Here is a 20,262-nt window from a genome sequence, read left to right on the forward strand (position 1 = left end):
GAGCCCTATGGAACTGTTTGCTCTTGGCGCTATTATTTTCTATATAGCTGCAATTTATCATTGCATTAAAGCCTTAACTGTAAAACAGCAGGCGAGTATACGTACTATTTTTACCTTAGGCGCAGGCGCGACACTTTGCCATCTATTCTGGATGGGCTTTGATATTGTGACGGCAGCAGGGATTAACCTGAGCATTGTCAATGTAGCGGCACTTATCAGTTTGCTGATCTCGATGATCATGACACTGTCGATCAATAAATTTAAAATATTACCTTTATTACCTATCGTGTATGGTTTTTCAACCATTGTCATTGCGATAAGCTATTTGTTACCAACGATTTACATTTCCAATTTAAGTGATAATACACCACTTGTTGTCCATATTATCGTGATTTTATTTGCCTATGCGGCCTTCATTGTAGCGAGTTTACTTGCCCTACAAATGGCTTACTTAGATTATCAACTCAAGCACAAACGCCCAATCGCAATGCACCCAGCACTGCCATCGTTAATGACCATAGAAAAACAACTCATCAGGTTATTAAGTATCGGCTTAGCACTGCTATCCGTGGCAATAGTGACAAGTTTTGTCTTTTTTGAAGATGCTTTTACCCACTCTCAAGCACATAAAACCGTTTTATCTATCTTAGCTTGGCTATTTTATTCGGTATTGCTGTGGGGTCACTTTAAACAAGGCTGGCGTAGTAATAAGATTGCTTTTGGTACATTATTTGGCTCTGTACTACTATCATTAGCCTATTTCGGCTCTCGTTTTGTAAAAGAGATCCTACTTCATTAATACTTAAACATACTTATAACCATCATATATTAATTACTATACACTTGCGTAATCAAAGGATAACACTTGGACGACATATCAACAGGAACCTTATTCGGTCTCCTGACTATTTTAATCCTCATATCAGCTTATTTCTCTAGCTCAGAAACAGGCATGATGTCTCTCAATCGTTACAGGCTTAAGCACCTGGTTAAAAATAACCATACGGGTGCGAAACGTGTAGAAAAACTCCTCAACAGACCGGATCGTTTGATTGGTCTTATTCTTATTGGTAACAATCTAGTCAACATCTTGGCCTCTTCCATCGCAACGATTATTGGTATGCGTTTATTTGTAGAAAATGAAGCGCTTGGTTTAGCCGTATCGACTGGTCTTTTAACGATCGTTATCCTTATTTTTGCTGAAGTAACGCCTAAAACCTTAGCCGCACTGCACCCAGAAAAAGTCGCCTTTCCAAGCTCATTGCTATTACGCCCGATGCTAACCTTGTTTTATCCATTGGTATGGTTGGTGAACATCATTTCTAATGGCCTGTTGCGACTATTGCGCGTTAATGTCCATCATAATGACAATGGAGCCCTGAGCTCCGAAGAATTGCGTACCATTGTGCATGAAGCAGGTGCAATGATCCCTCAGCGTCACCAAGATATGCTGATCAGTATTCTCGACCTTGAAAAAGTCACTGTGGATGACATCATGGTGCCGCGTAACGAGATCATCGCGATTGATATTAATGATGATTGGGAGATTTTGTTACGCCAATTACGTAATATTTCACACACAAGGGTATTACTGTACCGTGACACCATCGATGATGCAGTTGGATTTGTGCATACTCGAGATGCATTGCGTCTATTACTGAAAGAACAGTTTGATAAAACAACGCTACTCAGAGCAGTAAAAGAGCTGTACTTTATTCCTGAAGCAACACCACTTAACGTGCAACTATTAAAGTTCCAACGTAAAAAAGAGCGTATCGGCTTAATTGTTGACGAATACGGTGACATCCAAGGTTTGGTGACACTCGAAGATATCTTAGAAGAGATTGTCGGTGACTTTACCACTACCATGGCACCTTCAGCGAGTGACGAAATTGAGGAACAACCTGACGGCAGTTATATCATTGATGGTACGGCAAACGTGCGTGATATTAATAAAGAGATGAACTGGCACTTTCCAACCAATGGTCCGAAGACATTAAATGGTTTGATTTTAGAGTATTTGGAAGAAATTCCAGAGTCAAATATCAGCCTAAAAATTGCGGACCATCCATTAGAAGTACTCGAAATCGAAAACAATGTCATTCGACGTGTTCGCGTTCAACCTACTGATAAAAATAAGCCTAAAATCACGTCTTAGTCAGCTTATATTTTCTAATGACATAAACCGCAGATAATAAAAAAGCACCTAATTAGGTGCTTTTTTCATTACGTTTTAAATTAATAAAAGATAATGCTTATTTGTTTGCGTTTTTAACTGCATCTTTAAGTGCTTTACCAGCAACGAATGCAGGAATTGTAGCAGCAGAAATTTGAATTTCTTCACCCGTTTGTGGGTTACGGCCAATACGTGCTGAACGTTCGCTTACTTTAAAAGTACCGAAACCAATTAGCTGTACAGCTTCTTTTTCTTTAAGGCTATCAGTGATCGCATTTAGGATCTCTTCTAGTGCTGCTTTAGCTTGTACTTTAGTTAAATCTGCTTTCGCTGCAACTGCATCGATTAATTGAGTTTTATTCATAAGAATGTCCTTTCCACTATTCAATAACATTAAACTGTTAAACACTGTATTCAAAAAAACCGTTGACCGCAAAGGATTTATCGCCTTAATTAAGTCAATTGCTGAGAGAATAATCAACAAATGGGGTGGCGCTCACACTAATCCCATTCTATGTACAAAAAAACACCATCAAAAAGGTGGGGAAATACTTTTTAAACTAATTCCCGATCGCCGCCTCACCAGCGCTGACGCCTATTAAATGAAATTTCAACCAATTAATCTAAGGTAATACCAATATTAGAAATACCATCATTTTTAGCAAACTGACGTAACGTCTTCATGCTCTCAGGTGATTTTTGTACCGTGAGTAAATCCAACACCGCTTGCTGAAATTTAAGCTCTTCTTGCATGAACTCGTCAGCGAAAATAACCTCGTCGTCAAGCTCTTCACCTGCCAACGCTTCTAAATAACTTGCAACAGTACCAATTGATACTCGCGATGCATTAATAGCTTCGTTCACATCGGGGTCTGGGGCTACTAAACTATTAAAAGCACTGTTTAAAGTCACACAAGCATCCAGTGCAGGGTAAACACCATACACATCAAATTTGTCTACATTTGGAATAATCGGTTCGAAACGATCAAATTGAATAGTAAAATTGATTTTACTATTTTTAACCGTTAATGATTCCCAAAACAAATCTAATGATAAGCGGAACTGCTTCGCATCTCCGGTTTCACAAGCTTCAGAAAATAATTTGTAATTAGGAAAGCTGCGTTCAGCAAGTGACGCAATAAAACTCACTTTCTGCCAAGGTAATAATTTCGTTAATTGCTGTTCATAGTTTGCTTCAAGCACAAAAATAGCCTCTTATTTATTGTTTTTATTCTTTCTATAATAGTTAAATATAACTAAATCTGATGGTGATATTTAACCAAATACCTACATCTTACTACCGTTTCCAGTCATGAAAACAATGATGCAATCGATTAGCTGAGCAAAAGCATGAGAAGACAACCTCATACCTTGCTACTTCACTTACCGCTTTAGCAAACCGCGCGATAAGGTTTTTATATTGCTTTACTGATTATCTCAGTGTGAGTGCAGCTATTTATACTCGCTATATTAGTGAGATACAAGGCTGAGAAAACCAATCTAACTAAATCGTCGTTAATTACATTGAAAAGATCAGGATCACAAATTCATTCTTATAATCTAGTACTTAACATCAAACTTAAGTTCATCTCATCCAGTGCTAATATTGATCCATCAAGCAACCAACATCATGAACGGTACATCAAGCGATATAACGCGTTGATTAAAGGATTAATCAACACATTTTCGCATTAATTATTTATCTAATAAACGCTTGTCTAACAAACATGGCACCGCATAAAATCAGGGATTGATATGAAACGTATATTTATTATTTCAGCACTAACGTGCGCTATCGCACCAACGAGTTTTGCTTCTCAGCTATATTTTGATGCTCGTAATGATGCAATGGGTGGCGCAGGGGTCGCGTCTTCAGATTTTGTGACGGCAGCCTTTGTTAACCCTGCACTACTTGGTCAAGGCAAAGATGATTATATTGGTGTTATTCTGCCAGCAATCCCTTACAGCGATGATGGGCATACCCGTTATGCGCCAACCTCTTTTGGTGTACAAACCGAAACATCGGATGCCTTTTTAGGTGCGCTAGATAATGTAAAAACAGCGCAAGATGCTTATGATAATAACAAAAATGCAGTCACGGCGGCAGCTTATGCCAATGCACTTGGCGACTTTGATGGTCAACGCATGGGCGTGAATGTAGGGACCAGTTTCGCGATTGCATTACCCAGCAGTGCATTATCTGTCGCCTTTTTTGGTAACTCTTACATGACCAGTATCGCGACAGCAAAAGTGAGTCCACATGATATTGATTCAGCAAATAACCAAACATTAGATGACCTTGATAGCACTGTGAATCTAGCGGGGGTATCGGTTTCAGATCTTGGTTTAGCACTATCAATGAACTGGGATGCCCGAATCGCCAAAGTATCGATTGGTATATCCCCAAAATATCAACGTATCGACACCTACAGTTATGATATTTCACTTAATGACGACGGCCTGCGTGAGTTTGAAGATGGCTTTCTAGACGGGTTAGATAAGCAAAGTCATTTCAATCTCGATGCTGGTATTGCCTTTGATTTTTATGATATTTTTCGCGTCGCAGTCAGTGGACGTAACATGCTAAAGAAAAATTTTGAAGTAGAAACAACGGCATACAAAGGTATCAACCAAGAAAATGAGAAAATAATTTTCACGTTAGCACCACTCGTGACCGCAGGTTTTGCCTTACACCACGATTACGTAACACTGACAGCAGAAATGGATTTAAATGATGCGATAGGGTTTGAAAGCAACAGTGAATCACGTTATGCGCGCGCAGGTATTGAAGCGAATCTATTTGATTTCGTACAATTACGTGCAGGTATTCGCCATGATCTTAATGATGTTCGAGAAGACCTATTCACCTTCGGTTTTGGTATCTCTCCGATGGACCTAGTACATATTGACCTTGCCGCCACCGTTAGTAAAAATGGCGCTTATGGTATTTATCAGGATGGTGAATTTAACGATAGCGGACTTAATTCAGCCCGTTCAACGGGTGATGATGCCGTCTATGGTATCGACGGTTTTGTATTGCAAATATCTGCTAAATTTTAATTTATTGATATTTATCACATAAATAAAAAACACCATACTAAGCGCTAACATTTAGGTATTTCAATACATTACATTTATGTATGTTAAAAGCACCTTCCATTGGTGCTTTTTTGTTATTTATCAACACGCTAATTATTCATCAGTAACGAATAGTAAAAACGATCCAAGTTTGATGATAAAGATACTGCTGTAACAATCATCTGAACTGGTATTTTTATTATTAAACCGTAAAATAGCATATTCACTTTCTTAGATAGACAACAATGAATACTTATCAACTACATCGTTACCTTGGCTATTTATTAATTCTACCGGTGACACTATGGGCGTTCACTGGTGCATTTTTTTTAATTAAGCCCGGTTATAAAGATGCCTACGAACAATTGCAAATAACCCGCTATCCGCTGTCCTCTATTTTACAACTTTCTCCTGAACCAGAGTGGCAAGCTATTGCGATAAGCCAAACCCTCTTAGGTAGTCATTACCGTGTCCAAATAGACCATAAATGGCAGCATATTAACCCGCTAAATAACCAACATATGTCAGAACCAGATAGCCAAAGCATCATTAACTTATTACAAGACGCGGTGAAACATAATCCAGATCGTTATGGCTTAGTATTGAACTACAAAGATGGTATCGCTATTACGGATACCGACGTAAAACTGATGTTTGATTGGTCGCGCTTAAGCCTACGTCAACAAGGTGCGGACAGTCGTATTTTTAATACCATGTATGACATTCATTATCTACGTTGGACAGGGAATAAAACGTTCGATCAGTGGTTTGGGTATGTCGGCTTGGGATTATTGGTATTGATGGCACTAACCGGTATTGTCATGATCAAGAAATCATCGAGACATACAAAATAATAAAGGCAGGTATGTGAGCCATACCTGCCTTTATTGTCATTCATATTAGTGTAATTAACACGTCAGAATTAAAATTCTGTTTCAGTTTCAGTTTCAGACGTCTTAACTTCAGCCACTTTTTCGTCTTTATTACCCAGTAGGTTAGCACGGATCATGCCGTCAATTTCAGCAGCAATCTTCGGATTGTCAGCAAGGTATTGTGATGCTTTCGCTTTACCTTGGCCAATTTTATCACCCTTGTATGAGTACCAAGCGCCCGCTTTTTCAATGAGCTTTTCTTTAACACCTAGGTCGACTAACTCACCGTTACGGTTAAAGCCTTTACCGTATAAAATTTGAAATTCAGCTTGTCTAAACGGTGCTGCAATTTTGTTTTTCACAACTTTAACACGCGTTTCATTACCCGTGATCTCGTCGCCATCTTTAACCGAACCAATACGACGGATGTCTAAACGTACTGACGCGTAGAATTTAAGGGCGTTACCACCGGTTGTGGTTTCTGGTGAACCAAACATCACACCAATTTTCATACGGATTTGGTTAATGAAGATACACATGGTGTTGGTCGTTTTTAAGTTACCCGTTAATTTACGCATTGCTTGCGATAACATACGCGCTTGCAGACCCATGTGGCTGTCGCCCATGTTGCCTTCAATCTCAGCTTTTGGCGTTAATGCCGCAACCGAGTCAATCACGATAATATCGACGGCACCAGAGCGGGCTAACATGTCAGTGATCTCGAGAGCTTGTTCACCAGTATCTGGTTGTGATATCAATAGTTCATTCACATCAACACCCAGTTTACCCGCGTAAATCGGATCCAGTGCATGCTCAGCATCAATAAAGGCACAAACTTTACCTTCACGTTGTGCTGAGGCGATGACTTCTAACGTTAACGTCGTTTTACCACTTGATTCAGGACCATAAATTTCAACGATACGCCCCATCGGTAAGCCACCAGCTCCCAACGCGATATCAAGAGAAAGTGAACCTGTAGAAACAGTTTCTACGTCCATGGTACGGTTATCACCTAGCTTCATGATAGAACCTTTACCAAATTGTTTTTCAATTTGTCCAAGTGCTGCAGCTAAGGCTTTTTCTTTATTCGCGTCCATTTTATTCCCCTGAGGCATAATCGAGTATTTAATTTATAGGCATAAGTATACTGTTCGTTCATACAGTATCAAGCAATAAACGCATATTTTTTTAATTATTATGAGTGGCGCATATTTACGTACAAAAAAATACAGTCGCCACCGTGCTTTAGCATTGTTATTATAGCTGCAACTATTATTTTCAAACCGAGCCGCTATGCAACCTAACTTTCTTGCACCTCAAGACTTAACCAATCACACCCCTATGATGCAGCAATTTTTTAAGTTAAAAGCTGAGCAACCAGAGATCTTACTCTTTTATCGCATGGGCGATTTTTATGAGTTATTTTATGATGATGCCAAAAAAGCGTCGCAATTATTAGGTATCTCTCTGACCAAACGTGGTAAGTCGAATGGTAACCCTATCCCTATGGCTGGTATCCCTTACCATTCATTAGAAGGTTATTTAGCAAAGCTAGTACGTAGCGGTGAATCGGTAGCAATCTGTGAACAAATTGGCGATCCTGCAACATCCAAAGGTCCTGTAGAACGTAAAGTGGTACGTATTGTGACACCTGGCACTGTCAGTGACGAAGCCTTACTTACCGAGAAAAATGACAATTTATTAGCGGCATTATTCCATGATGGCAATACCTTTGGTTATGCCACACTCGATATGGGCAGTGGCCGTTTCCTGATCAATCAATTTACGTCAGAAGAAACACTACTGGCAGAACTGCAACGTACCGACCCTGCAGAGCTGTTGTATTGCGAATCATTTGAATCCATGCAACACATCAACCAACTTAAAGGCTTACGTCGCCGCCCTGAATGGGAGTTTGATTTACAAACCGGCCGCAACGTCTTATGCCAACAGTTTGGCACTAAAGATCTGATTGGTTTTGGGGTTGAAAACTCGCCGGTGGCGTTATGTGCTGCTGGCTGTTTGATGCAGTATGTGAAAGAAACCCAACGTACTGCACTGCCACATATTCGTGCGATCAAACTTGAACAAACCGAACAAATGGTCGTCATGGATGCAGCAACTCGCCGTAACCTAGAACTGACCCAAAACCTATCTGGTGGTTTTGATAATACTCTTGCAGAAGTACTTGATCATACTTCAACACCAATGGGCAGTCGGCTATTAAAACGTTGGTTGCACCAACCAATTCGTGACAGTTTGGTATTGCAACAACGCCAATCCAGTATTCAATCCTTACTTGATGTGGGTGCATTAAACGATATCCAGCCAGTTCTACGTACCATTGGTGATATTGAACGTATCATTGCGCGCTTGTCATTACGCTCTGCACGCCCTCGTGATCTTGTGCGTTTACGTAATGCCTTCCAGCAGTTACCCGCATTACAAACACTGTTAGCAGAACACGATGCCGAACACCTAAGCTCATTGCAGCAATTAGCGGGTGAGTTCAGTGAACTGGAACAGCTACTGACATTCGCCGTTATCGATAATCCGCCAGTATTAATCCGTGACGGCGGCGTGATAGCCCCCGGTTATAACCAAGAGTTAGATGAATGGCGCGCCCTAAGCAAAGGTGCGACGGATTACCTGAAAGCCTTAGAAGAACGCGAAAAACAACAAACTGGCATCCCGACATTAAAAGTCGGTTATAACCGGGTACACGGTTACTTCATCGAAGTCAGTCGTCTGCAATCTGATCAAGTACCAGCCACGTATATCAGACGTCAAACGCTAAAAAACACCGAACGTTACATCATCCCAGAACTAAAAGAACATGAAGACAAAGTACTCAGTAGCCAAGGAAAATCACTGGCACTAGAAAAACAACTTTATGAGCAATTATTAGATAAGTTGTTACCGTATATTCCCGCACTGCAAGACAGCGCAGCGGCATTATCTGAACTTGATGTATTATGTAACTTTGCCGAACGCGCAGAAACCTTGCATTATTGCCGACCAACAATTAGCGTCAAACCGGGTATCGACATTACTAATGGGCGTCATCCGGTGGTAGAGCAAGTAATGACGGACCCCTTCATTGCCAATCCTGTACAGCTTAATCCTGAACGTCGTATGTTGATCATTACCGGTCCTAATATGGGTGGTAAGTCGACCTACATGCGTCAAACCGCCTTGATCACCCTGATGGCACACATTGGTAGTTTCGTGCCAGCCGAGCAAGTAACAACGTCATTAATCGACCGTATCTTTACGCGTATTGGTGCATCAGATGATCTCGCGTCGGGTCGCTCGACCTTCATGGTAGAAATGACCGAGACAGCGAATATCTTGCACAATGCGACGGCGAATAGTTTGGTATTGATGGATGAAATTGGTCGCGGCACCAGTACTTACGATGGTTTATCATTAGCTTGGGCATGTGCAGAATACCTAACCAATAAGATTCAGGCTTATACTCTCTTTGCAACGCACTACTTTGAGCTAACCACGTTAGCAGAACAGCACCCAAGTTTAGTCAATGTGCATCTCGATGCGGTTGAGCACGGTGACTCGATCGTATTTATGCACGCAGTGCAAGACGGCGCGGCAGATCGCAGTTATGGCTTGCAAGTTGCGGCATTAGCAGGCGTACCAAAAACGGTTATTCATGCTGCTAAAATCAAGTTGCATGAGTTAGAATTAAACTCACACCAAGCCGTTATACCAAGTGAACGCTCACACATTGAAGCGGCAACTCCCGTTTATCATCCAGTAATCGACGAACTCGGTGCGTTAAATATCGATAATATGACGCCACGTGAAGCGCTGGATGTTTTGTACCGTTTAAAAGAACAACTCTAATTGCTACATTCAAATTTTAAATAGTTCGCGATAAATCAAAAAGCCCAGATTATCTAAGTCATGCAAAATGGCGGTATGATTATTTGGGCTTTCTGTTACATAAGTAACCACCCGCTCTAACGCCTGTCGTTGGGTAGAATACATCCCCGCAATCACCCGATATTTAATCAAATTCCTTGCTTGTGACACCCCCATACTATCGATATGTGCAACAGCAATATATTCTGGCACAGCAGATAGTTGATAGGCTTGCTGTAACCACTGGCTTAAATGATATAGTTCATTATCAAGTGTTCTGAATTTACTTCCCGCCTCACCATTATTAAGCGCTGAATGATACGCATCTGTATAACTAAAACCGTCACTCTTGGTTACAAGACGGTGCATAGCATGACTCATTTTCCAGGATAGATCTGCATATCCCTTCTCTTTTAAGCGTGCAGTAAGCTGGGGGGTATCTATTGCTTGCTCACCAAATGCAGTTTTAAACGACTCATAAAAAATCGTTTCTTTATCTGATCTTAAGCCCGATAAACCGTGTATGTCTGTTGGCAATACAATCAATTTAGCATCACTTGCAATGGCAGGAAGATCACTATTAATAAATAATCGCTGTATTGAGCAAGATGTGACAAATAAAACAAAACTAACTGTCAAAAATAATTTAATGAAATAATGAATAGATAACATAACCGTCCTTAAACAATCCTTGTTTACAGAGAGTTATCAAGATACTAGAAAAAAATAAAGAAGATGACTGATTTTAATAAAATCAGACTAAAGGTTGATTAAAGTGTTAATAACTAAGACTAGGGAATAGCTTAATGATTAACAACTCAATAAGGTCGTTTAGCAGTACTTTATAACCTGAACAATGCTTCAACAGAGAGTCCTTGCTGTGCTAATAACTCCCGCAAACGTCGTAATGCTTCCACTTGAATTTGACGAACGCGTTCACGGGTTAAGCCAATTTCACGACCAACATCCTCGAGTGTCGAGGCATCATAGCCGAGTAAGCCAAAACGCCTAGCCAATACTTCGCGTTGTTTTGGGTTCAACTCTTCAAGCCAACGCACAATACTAAACTTAATATCGTCGTTCTGCGTGCAGCGCTCAGGACCATCGCCTTTATCATCCGAAATAATATCCAATAATGCTTTCTCTGAATCGCCTCCTATAGGCGTATCTACAGAGCTAATACGCTCATTTAAACGCAGCATTTTACTAACATCGGCAACCGGTTTATCTAACTTTTCCGCAATGTCCTCGGCTGTCGGTTCATGCTCTAACTCATGGGCCAGTTCACGTGCTGCACGAAGATAAACATTAAGTTCTTTAACGACATGGATGGGTAAACGTATAGTGCGGGTTTGGTTCATGATGGCCCGTTCAATCGTTTGCCGGATCCACCATGTTGCATAAGTAGAGAAACGAAAGCCCCGTTCGGGATCGAATTTTTCGACCGCGCGAATCAATCCAAGATTACCCTCTTCAATTAAATCAAGTAAGGCTAAACCACGGTTATTATAACGCCTGGCAATCTTAACAACTAAACGCAGATTACTCTCGATCATGCGTTTTCGTGAACTGGCATCACCACGTAGCGCTCGGCGGGCATAAAAAACTTCTTCTTCTGCGGTTAATAACGGTGAAAAACCGATTTCCCCAAGATAAAGCTGCGTTGCATCTAAGCTTTTCGCATCGTTAGGGATAATGTGTTCATCGTTAAGTATATCCATCCCTGGCTTTGCTTTTTTATCGTTTTCAGATACATCATGATCTTTAACGTCTAACTTATCTGCATCAGTTATCTTGCTCATTAGGTATAGGCTCCTGACTGAAGTAAATAGCCTATTAAGATTAGCCTAATAAACAACTTTCGGTCGGGCTTAACGCTTGGGCAAGTAACGCATCGGGTTAACAGGTTTACCACGATAACGAATTTCGAAATACAGCTCAGCACCCGCATTAGGGCCGGTGTTGCCCATACTTGCGATCTTCTGTCCGGCTTTAACCCATTGCTGTTCTTTTACTAATAATTTTTGATTATAAGCATAAGCACTTAAATAATCATCGTTGTGTTTAATGATAATAAGGTTGCCATAACCACGCAGACCATTACCAGAATAAACAACTCGGCCAGCTTCAGAAGCCAGTACGTTACGGCCTAATGAACCACCAATGTTAACCCCTTGTTGTCCCGACTTGCTGTTGGAATAGGTGCTAATTAATTTGCCTGATGCAGGCCATGCCCATGATAATTTATTGTTACTAACGACCGTTTTCGGTTTCGATACTTTGGCAACAACCGGTTTTGCTTTCACTGGCACTTTAACTTTTACCGGTGGAGTCACTTTAGCCGTAACTGTTTTTATCGGCGTCGGTTTAACTAATGGCCTAGTGGGCGCTTTAACACTGGTTTTAGTCGTACTTGCTTTCGTTTTTTTAGTTTTAGCCACAGTCACTGGTTTTGGCTTTCTATAAGATTTTGCCGGAATTTTTCCTTTTAGCTTAAGTAGCTGCCCAGGATAAATTTGAAACGATTTAGGGATCTTATTTAATGCCGCGAGATGCTTGAAATCTTGATTACTACGCCATGCAATTGCATATAAGGTATCCCCTTTTTTAACGCGATACGTGGACGTACTAATACTTGATTTTAACTCTGTTTTATAACCCTGAACACTCGTGACGGGTGCAGGACTATGATTAGCAGTAGAACAACCAGCTAACTGAACTAAAAAGAATACAATAACGATACGAGGCCATAAATGGTATCGGCGTATATTGCATAAATGCCTGCTGCTGATGGTCACCGCTTAATTCTCCCTAATCTCATTATTTAAATGCTCAGTAAAATAGCAAGAACGGCAACGCCACGGCCAATAACAAACGGTAAAAATGCCATACTCTTCAAGCCTAGTAAAAACATCTTCACGCTAAATCGCCGATAATTAATGGCACAAACCTGACATGTTCAATGTTTTGACTGGTATAAGTATCACCATTACGCGTGATCACTTGCAACACCTGAGATTCGACACCTAATGGTAAAATTAGTTGCCCGCCATCAACCAGTTGCGTCAGCAATGCTTGTGGTACAGATGCGGGGGCAGCAGTCACGATAATAGCATCGAAAGGGCCTTTGCTTTGCCAACCTTGCCAACCATCACCGTATTTCATCATCACGTTATACAGATCGAGATTCTTTAACCGACGCTTCGCTTGCCATTGCAACGCTTGGATCCGTTCCACCGAATAGACCTGTGGAAATACCTGCGCTAAAATAGCCGTTTGATAACCAGAACCCGTCCCTATTTCCAATACTTTGGTTGGCTTAGTTTGCAATAACAGTTCTGTCATTCTAGCGACTATGTAAGGCTGAGAGATGGTTTGCCCAGCCCCAATTGGTAAGGCCTGATTCCCCCATGCCTGTAACGCCAGCGCTTCTTCAACAAAATAGTTTCGAGGTGTATTCTGCATTGCCACTAACACGCTCGGTTCTCGAATTCCTTGTTCTTCAAGCAGCGCTTTTATACGCTGCCCTGCTACTCCTGTATTACCCAATTCAATCATACGGTTCCTGATGTTGGCGCTTGGTCAAAATGACGAATAACGACTTTTTCTTCAATCAATTCACGTACAATACTTGTCGCAAAACAACCCGATGGCAGATAGAAACTTACTGTTAGACTATCTTCAGCTAACTGGTAGCTAAAGTTTTGAGGACGTAATATTAACGCTTTACGCTCTTGACGTAGGCCCGCTGCACTTAAGCCTTCAAGCAATTCTGGATATTGCGTAATGATGCTGCTTTCAAATGCTAGCGCTTCGTTCGTCGCACTGCTGTTACCTTTACCAACGAGTGGTGCCGATAGTTGTAGCGCGCCTTGGGCAACACGTTCAATAATGTCGTCAGTTAAGGTTTCTTCCGCAAAAAATGAATTAGAACCCTGTAAAATAAAGCAATCACCTGACATTGCAGTTTGCCATCTACCTTGTTTAATTCGTTCACTGACAACGTGATTGAATATCAAACTACGTGCAGCTGAAATATAAAAACTACGCTTATTACGATCTTTTACTTTTTCACCCGCAAACATCGCTTGTGCGCGCACAATGTTATTACCGTTTTGACCAAATCGCTGTTCACCGAAATAGTTTGGCACGCCAGTGGTTTTAACTTTTTCTAAACGCTCGGCTAATCCATCGGTACTGCTTAGGCCCGTTAATTTTAATGTAAATTGATTACCTTTTAATGCACCAGTACGTAACTTTTTGTTATGACGAACAATTTTTAATACTTTAATCTGCGCTGTTTCAATCACAGAAAAATCGGGGGTTTCTTTACCCGCCATATGAATACCAAACCATTGTTCAGTAATAGCATGACGATCTTTAAGCCCTGCATAACTCACATCCTTGCCTGAAACACCTGCTGCTTTGGCTAATGCACGAGCAACATATTGGGTATTTTCACCTATTTTACGGATGGAAATAAAGATGTGCTCACCTTCACCCGTTAATTCAAAACCTAGGTCTTCAATAACCACAAAATCGGCAGCTTCCTGCTTAATAAAACCAGTTACGTTAGGTTTGCCATATAAATATTCAAATTCAGGAAGCATTGATGTCTCCGCATTAGGATTAGTTTGCATTAATTTATGTTCACTTATTATGTATTTTTCATTAACAGCACGACAGCTTCGCATGCCACGCCTTCTTTACGACCAGTGAATCCGAGTTTTTCAGTGGTGGTTGCTTTCACATTCACCGCTGACAATTCAGTTTCAAGATCCGTGCTTAATACTGCACGCATTGCTTGAATATGCGGGGCAATTTTAGGTGCTTGAGCAATAATGGTGACGTCTAAATTACCAATGCGATAACCCAGTTCTTTGACTTTACTAAACACATCGCGTAATAGAATACGGCTATCAATATTTTCGAATTCCGCCGAAGTATCTGGAAAATGATGGCCAATATCACCAAGCGCTAAAGCACCAAGTAGCGCATCGCAAATCGCATGTAACGCCACATCACCATCTGAGTGAGCCAGAAAACCTTGTTCATAAGGGATCGCGACACCGTTAATCATAACAGGGCCAGCATTACCAAATTTGTGCACATCAAAACCATGACCAATTCTAAACATTAAATATTTTCCCTATTTATTATTCACTGACTGTTGTAGATACAATGTTGCTAACGGCATGTCTTCTGGGCGTGTAATTTTAATATTATCCGCGCGACCAACGACCATTTTGGGCATTAAACCTAATCGTTCAATGGCTGAAGCCTCATCGGTAATATTCGCATTATCCGCTAATCCCGCTGTTAACGCATCGGTTAACAATTTAACGGGAAACATTTGTGGTGTTAACGCATGCCATAATAAATCACGCTCGACCGTCGCAATAATATGACCATTAGCATCAGTACGTTTCATTGTATCGCGAACCTGACACCCTAGAATAGCACCATGTTCAGATGCCAGTGCGCCAGCAATCAGACTGTCCACATCAGCATGAGTAAGACAAGGCCGTGCGGCATCATGTACCAGGACCCAATTATACGACTGACAAGCCTGTAATCCCGCGAGTACCGAATCTGCACGCTCTTTACCGCCATTCACACGAATAATTGCCGGATCGTTGGCGATAGCAATATCAGTAAACCAGCCATCTTCCGGACCGAGTGCAACAACGACTTGCGCAATACGAGGGTGACTTAACAACGCCGTTAACGTGTGTTCTATTACGGTTTTACCTTGCAGCATCAAATATTGCTTGGGTATACTCGCGCCCATTCTGGCGCCGACGCCAGCGGCTGGGACAACCGCAATAAATTGTTCAGTCATCTCGCTAACCTAGTTATCATCATTAATAATACGGTAGAAGGTCTCACCTTCTTTAATCATGCCAAGTTCATTACGGGTACGCTCTTCTATCGCATCATACCCATTGCGTAAATCTAAGATCTCATTTTTTAACGCGGTATTACGATCGATTAAAACTTGATTATTCGTTTGCTGGACGATGACTTCACGTTCGATACGTGTGTAATCCATCACCCCGTTATTACCGGCAATAAAATGATAGATCAGCAAGCTGAGTATGGAGATTAATACAAAATAAAGAAGGCGCATGACAATCATCCCGTAAATGAATCAGTTATTGTCACATATAATGCAGAGTTTGGTTAGCGTATACATAAAAAAAACCCGCTAAAAAGCGGGTTTTTTAATCTATTCAGAATTAACAGTTAAGCAAATTAAGCTTGACCCTTAACCTCTTTAAGACCGTGGAAAGGAGCAGCTTCACCTAGCGCTTCTTCGATACGGATTAGTTGGTTGTACTTAGCAACACGATCAGAACGGCTCATAGAGCCCGTTTTGATTTGGCCAGCACATGTACCAACAGCAAGGTCAGCAATCGTTGCATCTTCAGTTTCACCAGAACGGTGAGAGATTACAGCTGTAAAGCCTGCGTCTTTCGCCATTTTGATTGCAGCTAACGTTTCAGTTAGTGTACCAATTTGGTTGAATTTGATTAAGATTGAGTTAGTAATACCTTCTTCAATACCACGTGTCAAAATCTTAGTATTAGTCACGAATAAATCATCACCAACTAATTGGATCTTGTCACCCAGTAGTTCAGTCTGGTGTTTGAAACCAGCCCAATCAGATTCATCTAGACCATCTTCAATCGATACGATTGGGTATTGATCAACAAGACCAGCAAGATAGTGGTTAAACTCTTCAGCAGTAAATTTCTTACCTTCGCCTTTAAGATCGTAGATACCTTCTTCTTTGTTATAAAACTCAGAAGCAGCACAATCCATAGCAAGTGTAACGTCTTTACCCATTTCATAACCAGCCGCTTTAACAGCTTCTTCAATTGCAGCGAGTGCAGCAGCATTTGATTCTAGGTTAGGAGCGAAACCACCTTCGTCACCAACGGCAGTGCTTAGGCCTTTAGACTTAAGTACTTTAGCTAGGTTGTGGAATACTTCAGCACCGATACGTACTGCTTCTTTAAAAGTTTTAGCGCCAACAGGTTGGATCATAAACTCTTGAATGTCTACGTTGTTATCAGCGTGCTCGCCACCGTTGATGATGTTCATCATAGGTAAAGGCATAGAGTATTGACCAGGCGTACCGTTTAACTCAGCGATGTGAGCGTATAGTGGTAAACCTTTTGCAGATGCAGCCGCTTTAGCGTTAGCCAGAGACACAGCAAGGATAGCGTTAGCACCGAATTGAGCTTTGTTTTCAGTGCCGTCTAGATCGATCATAATTTGGTCGATTACAGCTTGATCAGTTGCATCTTTACCCATTAGCGCTTCAGCGATAGGGCCATTGATTGCAGCTACAGCTTTAAGCACACCTTTACCTAAAAAGCGCGTTTTGTCGCCATCACGTAATTCAAGTGCTTCGCGTGAACCAGTAGAAGCGCCAGATGGAGCAGGTGCCATACCGATGAAACCACCGTCTAGGTGAACTTCAGCTTCAACAGTAGGATTACCACGTGAATCCATGATTTCGCGACCAATAATTTTAACGATCTTAGACATTTTTATTTCCTTAACTATTAAAAATTTAAGTATGCCGCGTTACCACGGCACTAATATTAAAATCTCTGATTAGCTAGTTGATGATTTTTTATTTTCACCAGCAGCCTTAATGAATCCTTCAAATAATGCGTGACCATCTCGTGGTGTTGACGTGAATTCCGGGTGGAATTGCGCCGCAACGAACCAAGGATGATTCGGATTCTCAATAATTTCGACTAATTTTTTATCTGCAGATAAACCCGTTACTTTTAGGCCTGCTTTTTCGATTTTAGTTAGAAGATTGTTGTTAACTTCATAACGGTGACGATGACGTTCTTTAATCGTCGCACTACCATACATTTCTCTAACTTTACTACCCGCTTTCAAATGACACAGTTGTGCACCTAAACGCATAGTACCACCCAGATCTGAGTTACCAGTACGTTCTTCAACCTTACCAGTCTCATCTATCCACTCTGTAATTAAGCCAACTACAGGGAATTTAGTCTCTGGGTTAAATTCTGTTGAATGAGCGCCTTCTAGACCTGCAACATTACGTGCAAATTCGATTAACGCGACTTGCATACCAAGACAAATACCGAAGTAAGGAACCTTATTCTCACGTGCATATTGTGCTGCAAGGATCTTGCCTTCAATACCACGTTCACCAAAACCGCCTGGTACTAAAATACCGTCTACTGTTTTCAGTATATCGGTGCCTCGAACTTCAAGATCTTGCGAATCGATGTATTTGATCTTCACACTTAGACGGTTTTTCAGACCACCGTGCTTAAGTGCTTCATTTACTGATTTATAAGCATCTGGTAGTTCGATATATTTACCGACCATACCAATCACGATCTCGTCAGTTGGATTAGCTTCTTCAAAAATAACCTGTTCCCATTCAGCTAGATCAGCTTCTGGTGCAGTTATACCGAAACGGTTAACCACAAGCTCATCTAAGCCTTGTGCTTTTAATAGCGCAGGAATTTTATAAATGCTGTCCACATCTTTCAGTGAGATCACGGCCTTTTCTTCTACGTTACAGAATAACGAGATTTTAGCGCGTTCGTTCGCTGGTACATTACGATCAGAACGACAAATTAGGATGTCAGGCTGAATACCAATTGAACGTAACTCTTTCACTGAGTGCTGTGTTGGTTTTGTTTTAACTTCACCAGCAGCCGCTAAGTAAGGTACCAATGTTAGATGCATAAACATGGTGTGATCACGGCCCATTTGCACACCCATTTGACGTAATGCTTCTAGGAAAGGTTGTGATTCAATATCACCTACCGTACCACCCACTTCTACTACCGCGATATCAAAGCCTTCACAGCCCGCGATAACGCGTTCTTTGATCTCATTGGTAATGTGTGGAATAACCTGAATGGTTGCACCTAAGTAATCACCACGACGCTCTTTAGCAAGCACTGATGAATATACTTTACCCGTTGTAAAGTTGTTACGTTTAGTCATGTGAGTACGAATAAAGCGCTCATAGTGACCTAGATCTAGATCGGTCTCAGCACCATCGTCCGTTACGAATACTTCACCATGTTGAATCGGGCTCATTGTGCCCGGATCAATGTTAATGTAAGGGTCTAGTTTCATCATTGTGACTTTTAAGCCACGCGCTTCTAAAATAGCTGCTAATGATGCTGCCGCAATACCTTTACCTAATGAGGATACTACCCCACCAGTAACAAAAACGTACTTAGTTGTCATACATAACCTGAAGTTGTTAGGGATTAAATGTGTATTATTGAATATATACCAGAAGGGACGACATTATAAACAAATCCCCCTCATCCCACAATGTTGACAAGTATAGCATTGCCGTTTTTCGATAACTGTGCGGTAGATCATACGTTGTAATTTTATTTCACTTCCTGCCAAAATGATTCCATTTCTTTTATAGAACAATCACTTAGTTCCTTACCATTCTGTAATGCAAGTACTTCTACCTGTCTAAATCTTTTTTCAAACTTTTCATTTGCCTTACGAAGTGCTTGCTCAGGATCGTGTTTTAGGTGGCGTGTGACGTTCACTACAGAGAACAATAAATCACCCAATTCTTCTTCTAACTTAACCTGATCAACAACTGCGGCATCCGCTTCTGCAACGACCTCTTCAACCTCCTCGTAAACCTTTGATAATGCTTGCTTATAATGTTCAAAGTCAAAATTAACATCGGCGGCTCTCTGCTGTATTTTCGTGGCTCTAACCAGTGCAGGAAAAGCATTGGGAATATTGTCTAATGCACTGTGTTGAGCCGGCTTTTTATGATTTTCAAAACGCTCTTTCGACTTTTGTTTTTTCCATGCGGCAATAATTTCAGATTCAGATTGTAGTTTTATTTCACCAAAAATATGTGGGTGACGTTGAATTAATTTCTCAGCAAGCTGTTGAATAACGTCATCAAAGCTGAACAACGCCTGTTCCTGTCCTAATTGGCTATAATAGAGTACGTGATAAAGCAGATCACCAACTTCACCCTCCAGGCCTTCAAAGTCATTATTTTCAATTGTATCAACCACTTCATAAGCTTCTTCTAGAGTGAATTTAGCTATCGACACGAAGTTTTGCTGCAGGTTCCAAGGGCATCCTGTATCTGGATTACGTAATTGTTCAACAATATGCCGTAAATCATGAATCGTGTACTTTTCTTTCAAGATAAATCCTATTAATTCAATTTTTATGCGAAATCCCGAGATC

The 20,262-nt window shown here is 41.0% G+C and carries 19 protein-coding genes; 5 read left to right on the plus strand and 14 right to left on the minus strand.

The annotated features are described in order from the left end of the window. Nucleotides 1-7: 7 nt before the first annotated feature. Together AKG98_RS03805 and AKG98_RS03810 are read left to right on the plus strand one after the other, a co-directional pair. Entirely contained in the window at nt 8-799 is a 792-nt protein-coding gene (locus AKG98_RS03805; protein ID WP_067041633.1) for an inner membrane protein YpjD, read from the plus strand. Between the two features lie 66 nt (nt 800-865). Next, nucleotides 866-2,158, plus strand: a complete 1,293-nt coding sequence (locus tag AKG98_RS03810; RefSeq protein ID WP_067041636.1) for an HlyC/CorC family transporter — start codon at nt 866-868, stop codon at nt 2,156-2,158. A 97-nt stretch (nt 2,159-2,255) separates the two neighbouring features. Here the strand turns inward: AKG98_RS03810 and AKG98_RS03815 are convergent, their stop codons facing one another. Next, entirely contained in the window at nt 2,256-2,540 is a 285-nt protein-coding gene (locus AKG98_RS03815) for an HU family DNA-binding protein (RefSeq protein ID WP_045108909.1), read from the minus strand. Nucleotides 2,541-2,794: 254 nt separating this feature from the next. After that, nucleotides 2,795-3,379: a YjaG family protein gene (locus AKG98_RS03825; RefSeq protein WP_067041641.1), complete on the minus strand. Its 585-nt coding sequence runs from the start codon at nt 3,377-3,379 to the stop codon at nt 2,795-2,797. Nucleotides 3,380-3,931: 552 nt separating this feature from the next. On the opposite strand from AKG98_RS03825, the gene traF reads away from it, so the two are divergent. Together traF and AKG98_RS03835 are read left to right on the plus strand one after the other, a co-directional pair. Next, complete coding sequence (gene traF / locus AKG98_RS03830; protein WP_067041644.1) at nt 3,932-5,236, plus strand: conjugal transfer protein TraF; 1,305 nt, start codon at nt 3,932-3,934, stop codon at nt 5,234-5,236. Between the two features lie 263 nt (nt 5,237-5,499). Then, complete coding sequence (locus tag AKG98_RS03835) at nt 5,500-6,108, plus strand: PepSY domain-containing protein (protein ID WP_067041647.1); 609 nt, start codon at nt 5,500-5,502, stop codon at nt 6,106-6,108. 68 nt (nt 6,109-6,176) lie between these two features. Here the strand turns inward: AKG98_RS03835 and recA are convergent, their stop codons facing one another. Further along, complete coding sequence (gene recA, locus AKG98_RS03840; RefSeq protein ID WP_198155398.1) at nt 6,177-7,241, minus strand: recombinase RecA; 1,065 nt, start codon at nt 7,239-7,241, stop codon at nt 6,177-6,179. A 178-nt stretch (nt 7,242-7,419) separates the two neighbouring features. Here recA and mutS point away from each other — a divergent pair, with 178 nt between their 5' ends. Beyond that, nucleotides 7,420-9,990, plus strand: coding sequence for a DNA mismatch repair protein MutS (mutS, locus tag AKG98_RS03845; RefSeq protein ID WP_067041653.1), 2,571 nt, complete (start codon nt 7,420-7,422; stop codon nt 9,988-9,990). 9 nt (nt 9,991-9,999) lie between these two features. Here mutS and AKG98_RS03850 read toward each other — a convergent pair whose 3' ends face one another. The 11 genes from AKG98_RS03850 to mazG all read right to left on the minus strand — a co-directional run bounded on the left by AKG98_RS03850 (nt 10,000) and on the right by mazG (nt 20,219). Further along, nucleotides 10,000-10,680 (minus strand): RNA polymerase subunit sigma, encoded by a 681-nt coding sequence (locus AKG98_RS03850; RefSeq protein ID WP_067041656.1) that lies wholly within the window; start codon nt 10,678-10,680, stop codon nt 10,000-10,002. 170 nt (nt 10,681-10,850) lie between these two features. After that, entirely contained in the window at nt 10,851-11,810 is a 960-nt protein-coding gene (gene rpoS, locus AKG98_RS03855; protein WP_067041658.1) for an RNA polymerase sigma factor RpoS, read from the minus strand. A gap of 69 nt (nt 11,811-11,879) precedes the next feature. Continuing rightward, complete coding sequence (locus AKG98_RS03860) at nt 11,880-12,806, minus strand: peptidoglycan DD-metalloendopeptidase family protein (RefSeq protein ID WP_228140198.1); 927 nt, start codon at nt 12,804-12,806, stop codon at nt 11,880-11,882. Between the two features lie 118 nt (nt 12,807-12,924). Then, the gene (locus AKG98_RS03865) at nt 12,925-13,566 is read right to left on the minus strand and encodes a protein-L-isoaspartate(D-aspartate) O-methyltransferase (RefSeq protein WP_067041668.1); all 642 of its coding nucleotides are present in this window, start codon (nt 13,564-13,566) and stop codon (nt 12,925-12,927) included. Beyond that, nucleotides 13,563-14,618: a tRNA pseudouridine(13) synthase TruD gene (truD, locus tag AKG98_RS03870; protein ID WP_067042026.1), complete on the minus strand. Its 1,056-nt coding sequence runs from the start codon at nt 14,616-14,618 to the stop codon at nt 13,563-13,565. Before truD ends, AKG98_RS03865 begins: the two co-directional genes overlap by 4 nt. 47 nt (nt 14,619-14,665) lie before the next feature. Beyond that, nucleotides 14,666-15,145 (minus strand): 2-C-methyl-D-erythritol 2,4-cyclodiphosphate synthase, encoded by a 480-nt coding sequence (gene ispF, locus AKG98_RS03875; protein ID WP_067041671.1) that lies wholly within the window; start codon nt 15,143-15,145, stop codon nt 14,666-14,668. Between the two features lie 12 nt (nt 15,146-15,157). Then, nucleotides 15,158-15,850: a 2-C-methyl-D-erythritol 4-phosphate cytidylyltransferase gene (gene ispD / locus AKG98_RS03880; protein ID WP_067041674.1), complete on the minus strand. Its 693-nt coding sequence runs from the start codon at nt 15,848-15,850 to the stop codon at nt 15,158-15,160. A gap of 9 nt (nt 15,851-15,859) precedes the next feature. Continuing rightward, the gene (gene ftsB / locus AKG98_RS22125; RefSeq protein WP_067041676.1) at nt 15,860-16,138 is read right to left on the minus strand and encodes a cell division protein FtsB; all 279 of its coding nucleotides are present in this window, start codon (nt 16,136-16,138) and stop codon (nt 15,860-15,862) included. A gap of 125 nt (nt 16,139-16,263) precedes the next feature. Then, nucleotides 16,264-17,565 carry a phosphopyruvate hydratase gene (gene eno / locus AKG98_RS03890; RefSeq protein ID WP_067041679.1) on the minus strand — a complete coding sequence of 434 codons (1,302 nt, stop codon included), beginning with the start codon at nt 17,563-17,565 and terminating at the stop codon, nt 16,264-16,266. A 69-nt stretch (nt 17,566-17,634) separates the two neighbouring features. Continuing rightward, nucleotides 17,635-19,272, minus strand: a complete 1,638-nt coding sequence (locus AKG98_RS03895; RefSeq protein WP_067041682.1) for a CTP synthase — start codon at nt 19,270-19,272, stop codon at nt 17,635-17,637. Nucleotides 19,273-19,424: 152 nt separating this feature from the next. Next, nucleotides 19,425-20,219 carry a nucleoside triphosphate pyrophosphohydrolase gene (gene mazG, locus AKG98_RS03900; protein WP_067041685.1) on the minus strand — a complete coding sequence of 265 codons (795 nt, stop codon included), beginning with the start codon at nt 20,217-20,219 and terminating at the stop codon, nt 19,425-19,427. Nucleotides 20,220-20,262 lie beyond the last annotated feature (43 nt).

The organism is Moritella sp. JT01 (genome assembly GCF_001574435.1).
GTDB lineage: Bacteria > Pseudomonadota > Gammaproteobacteria > Enterobacterales > Moritellaceae > Moritella.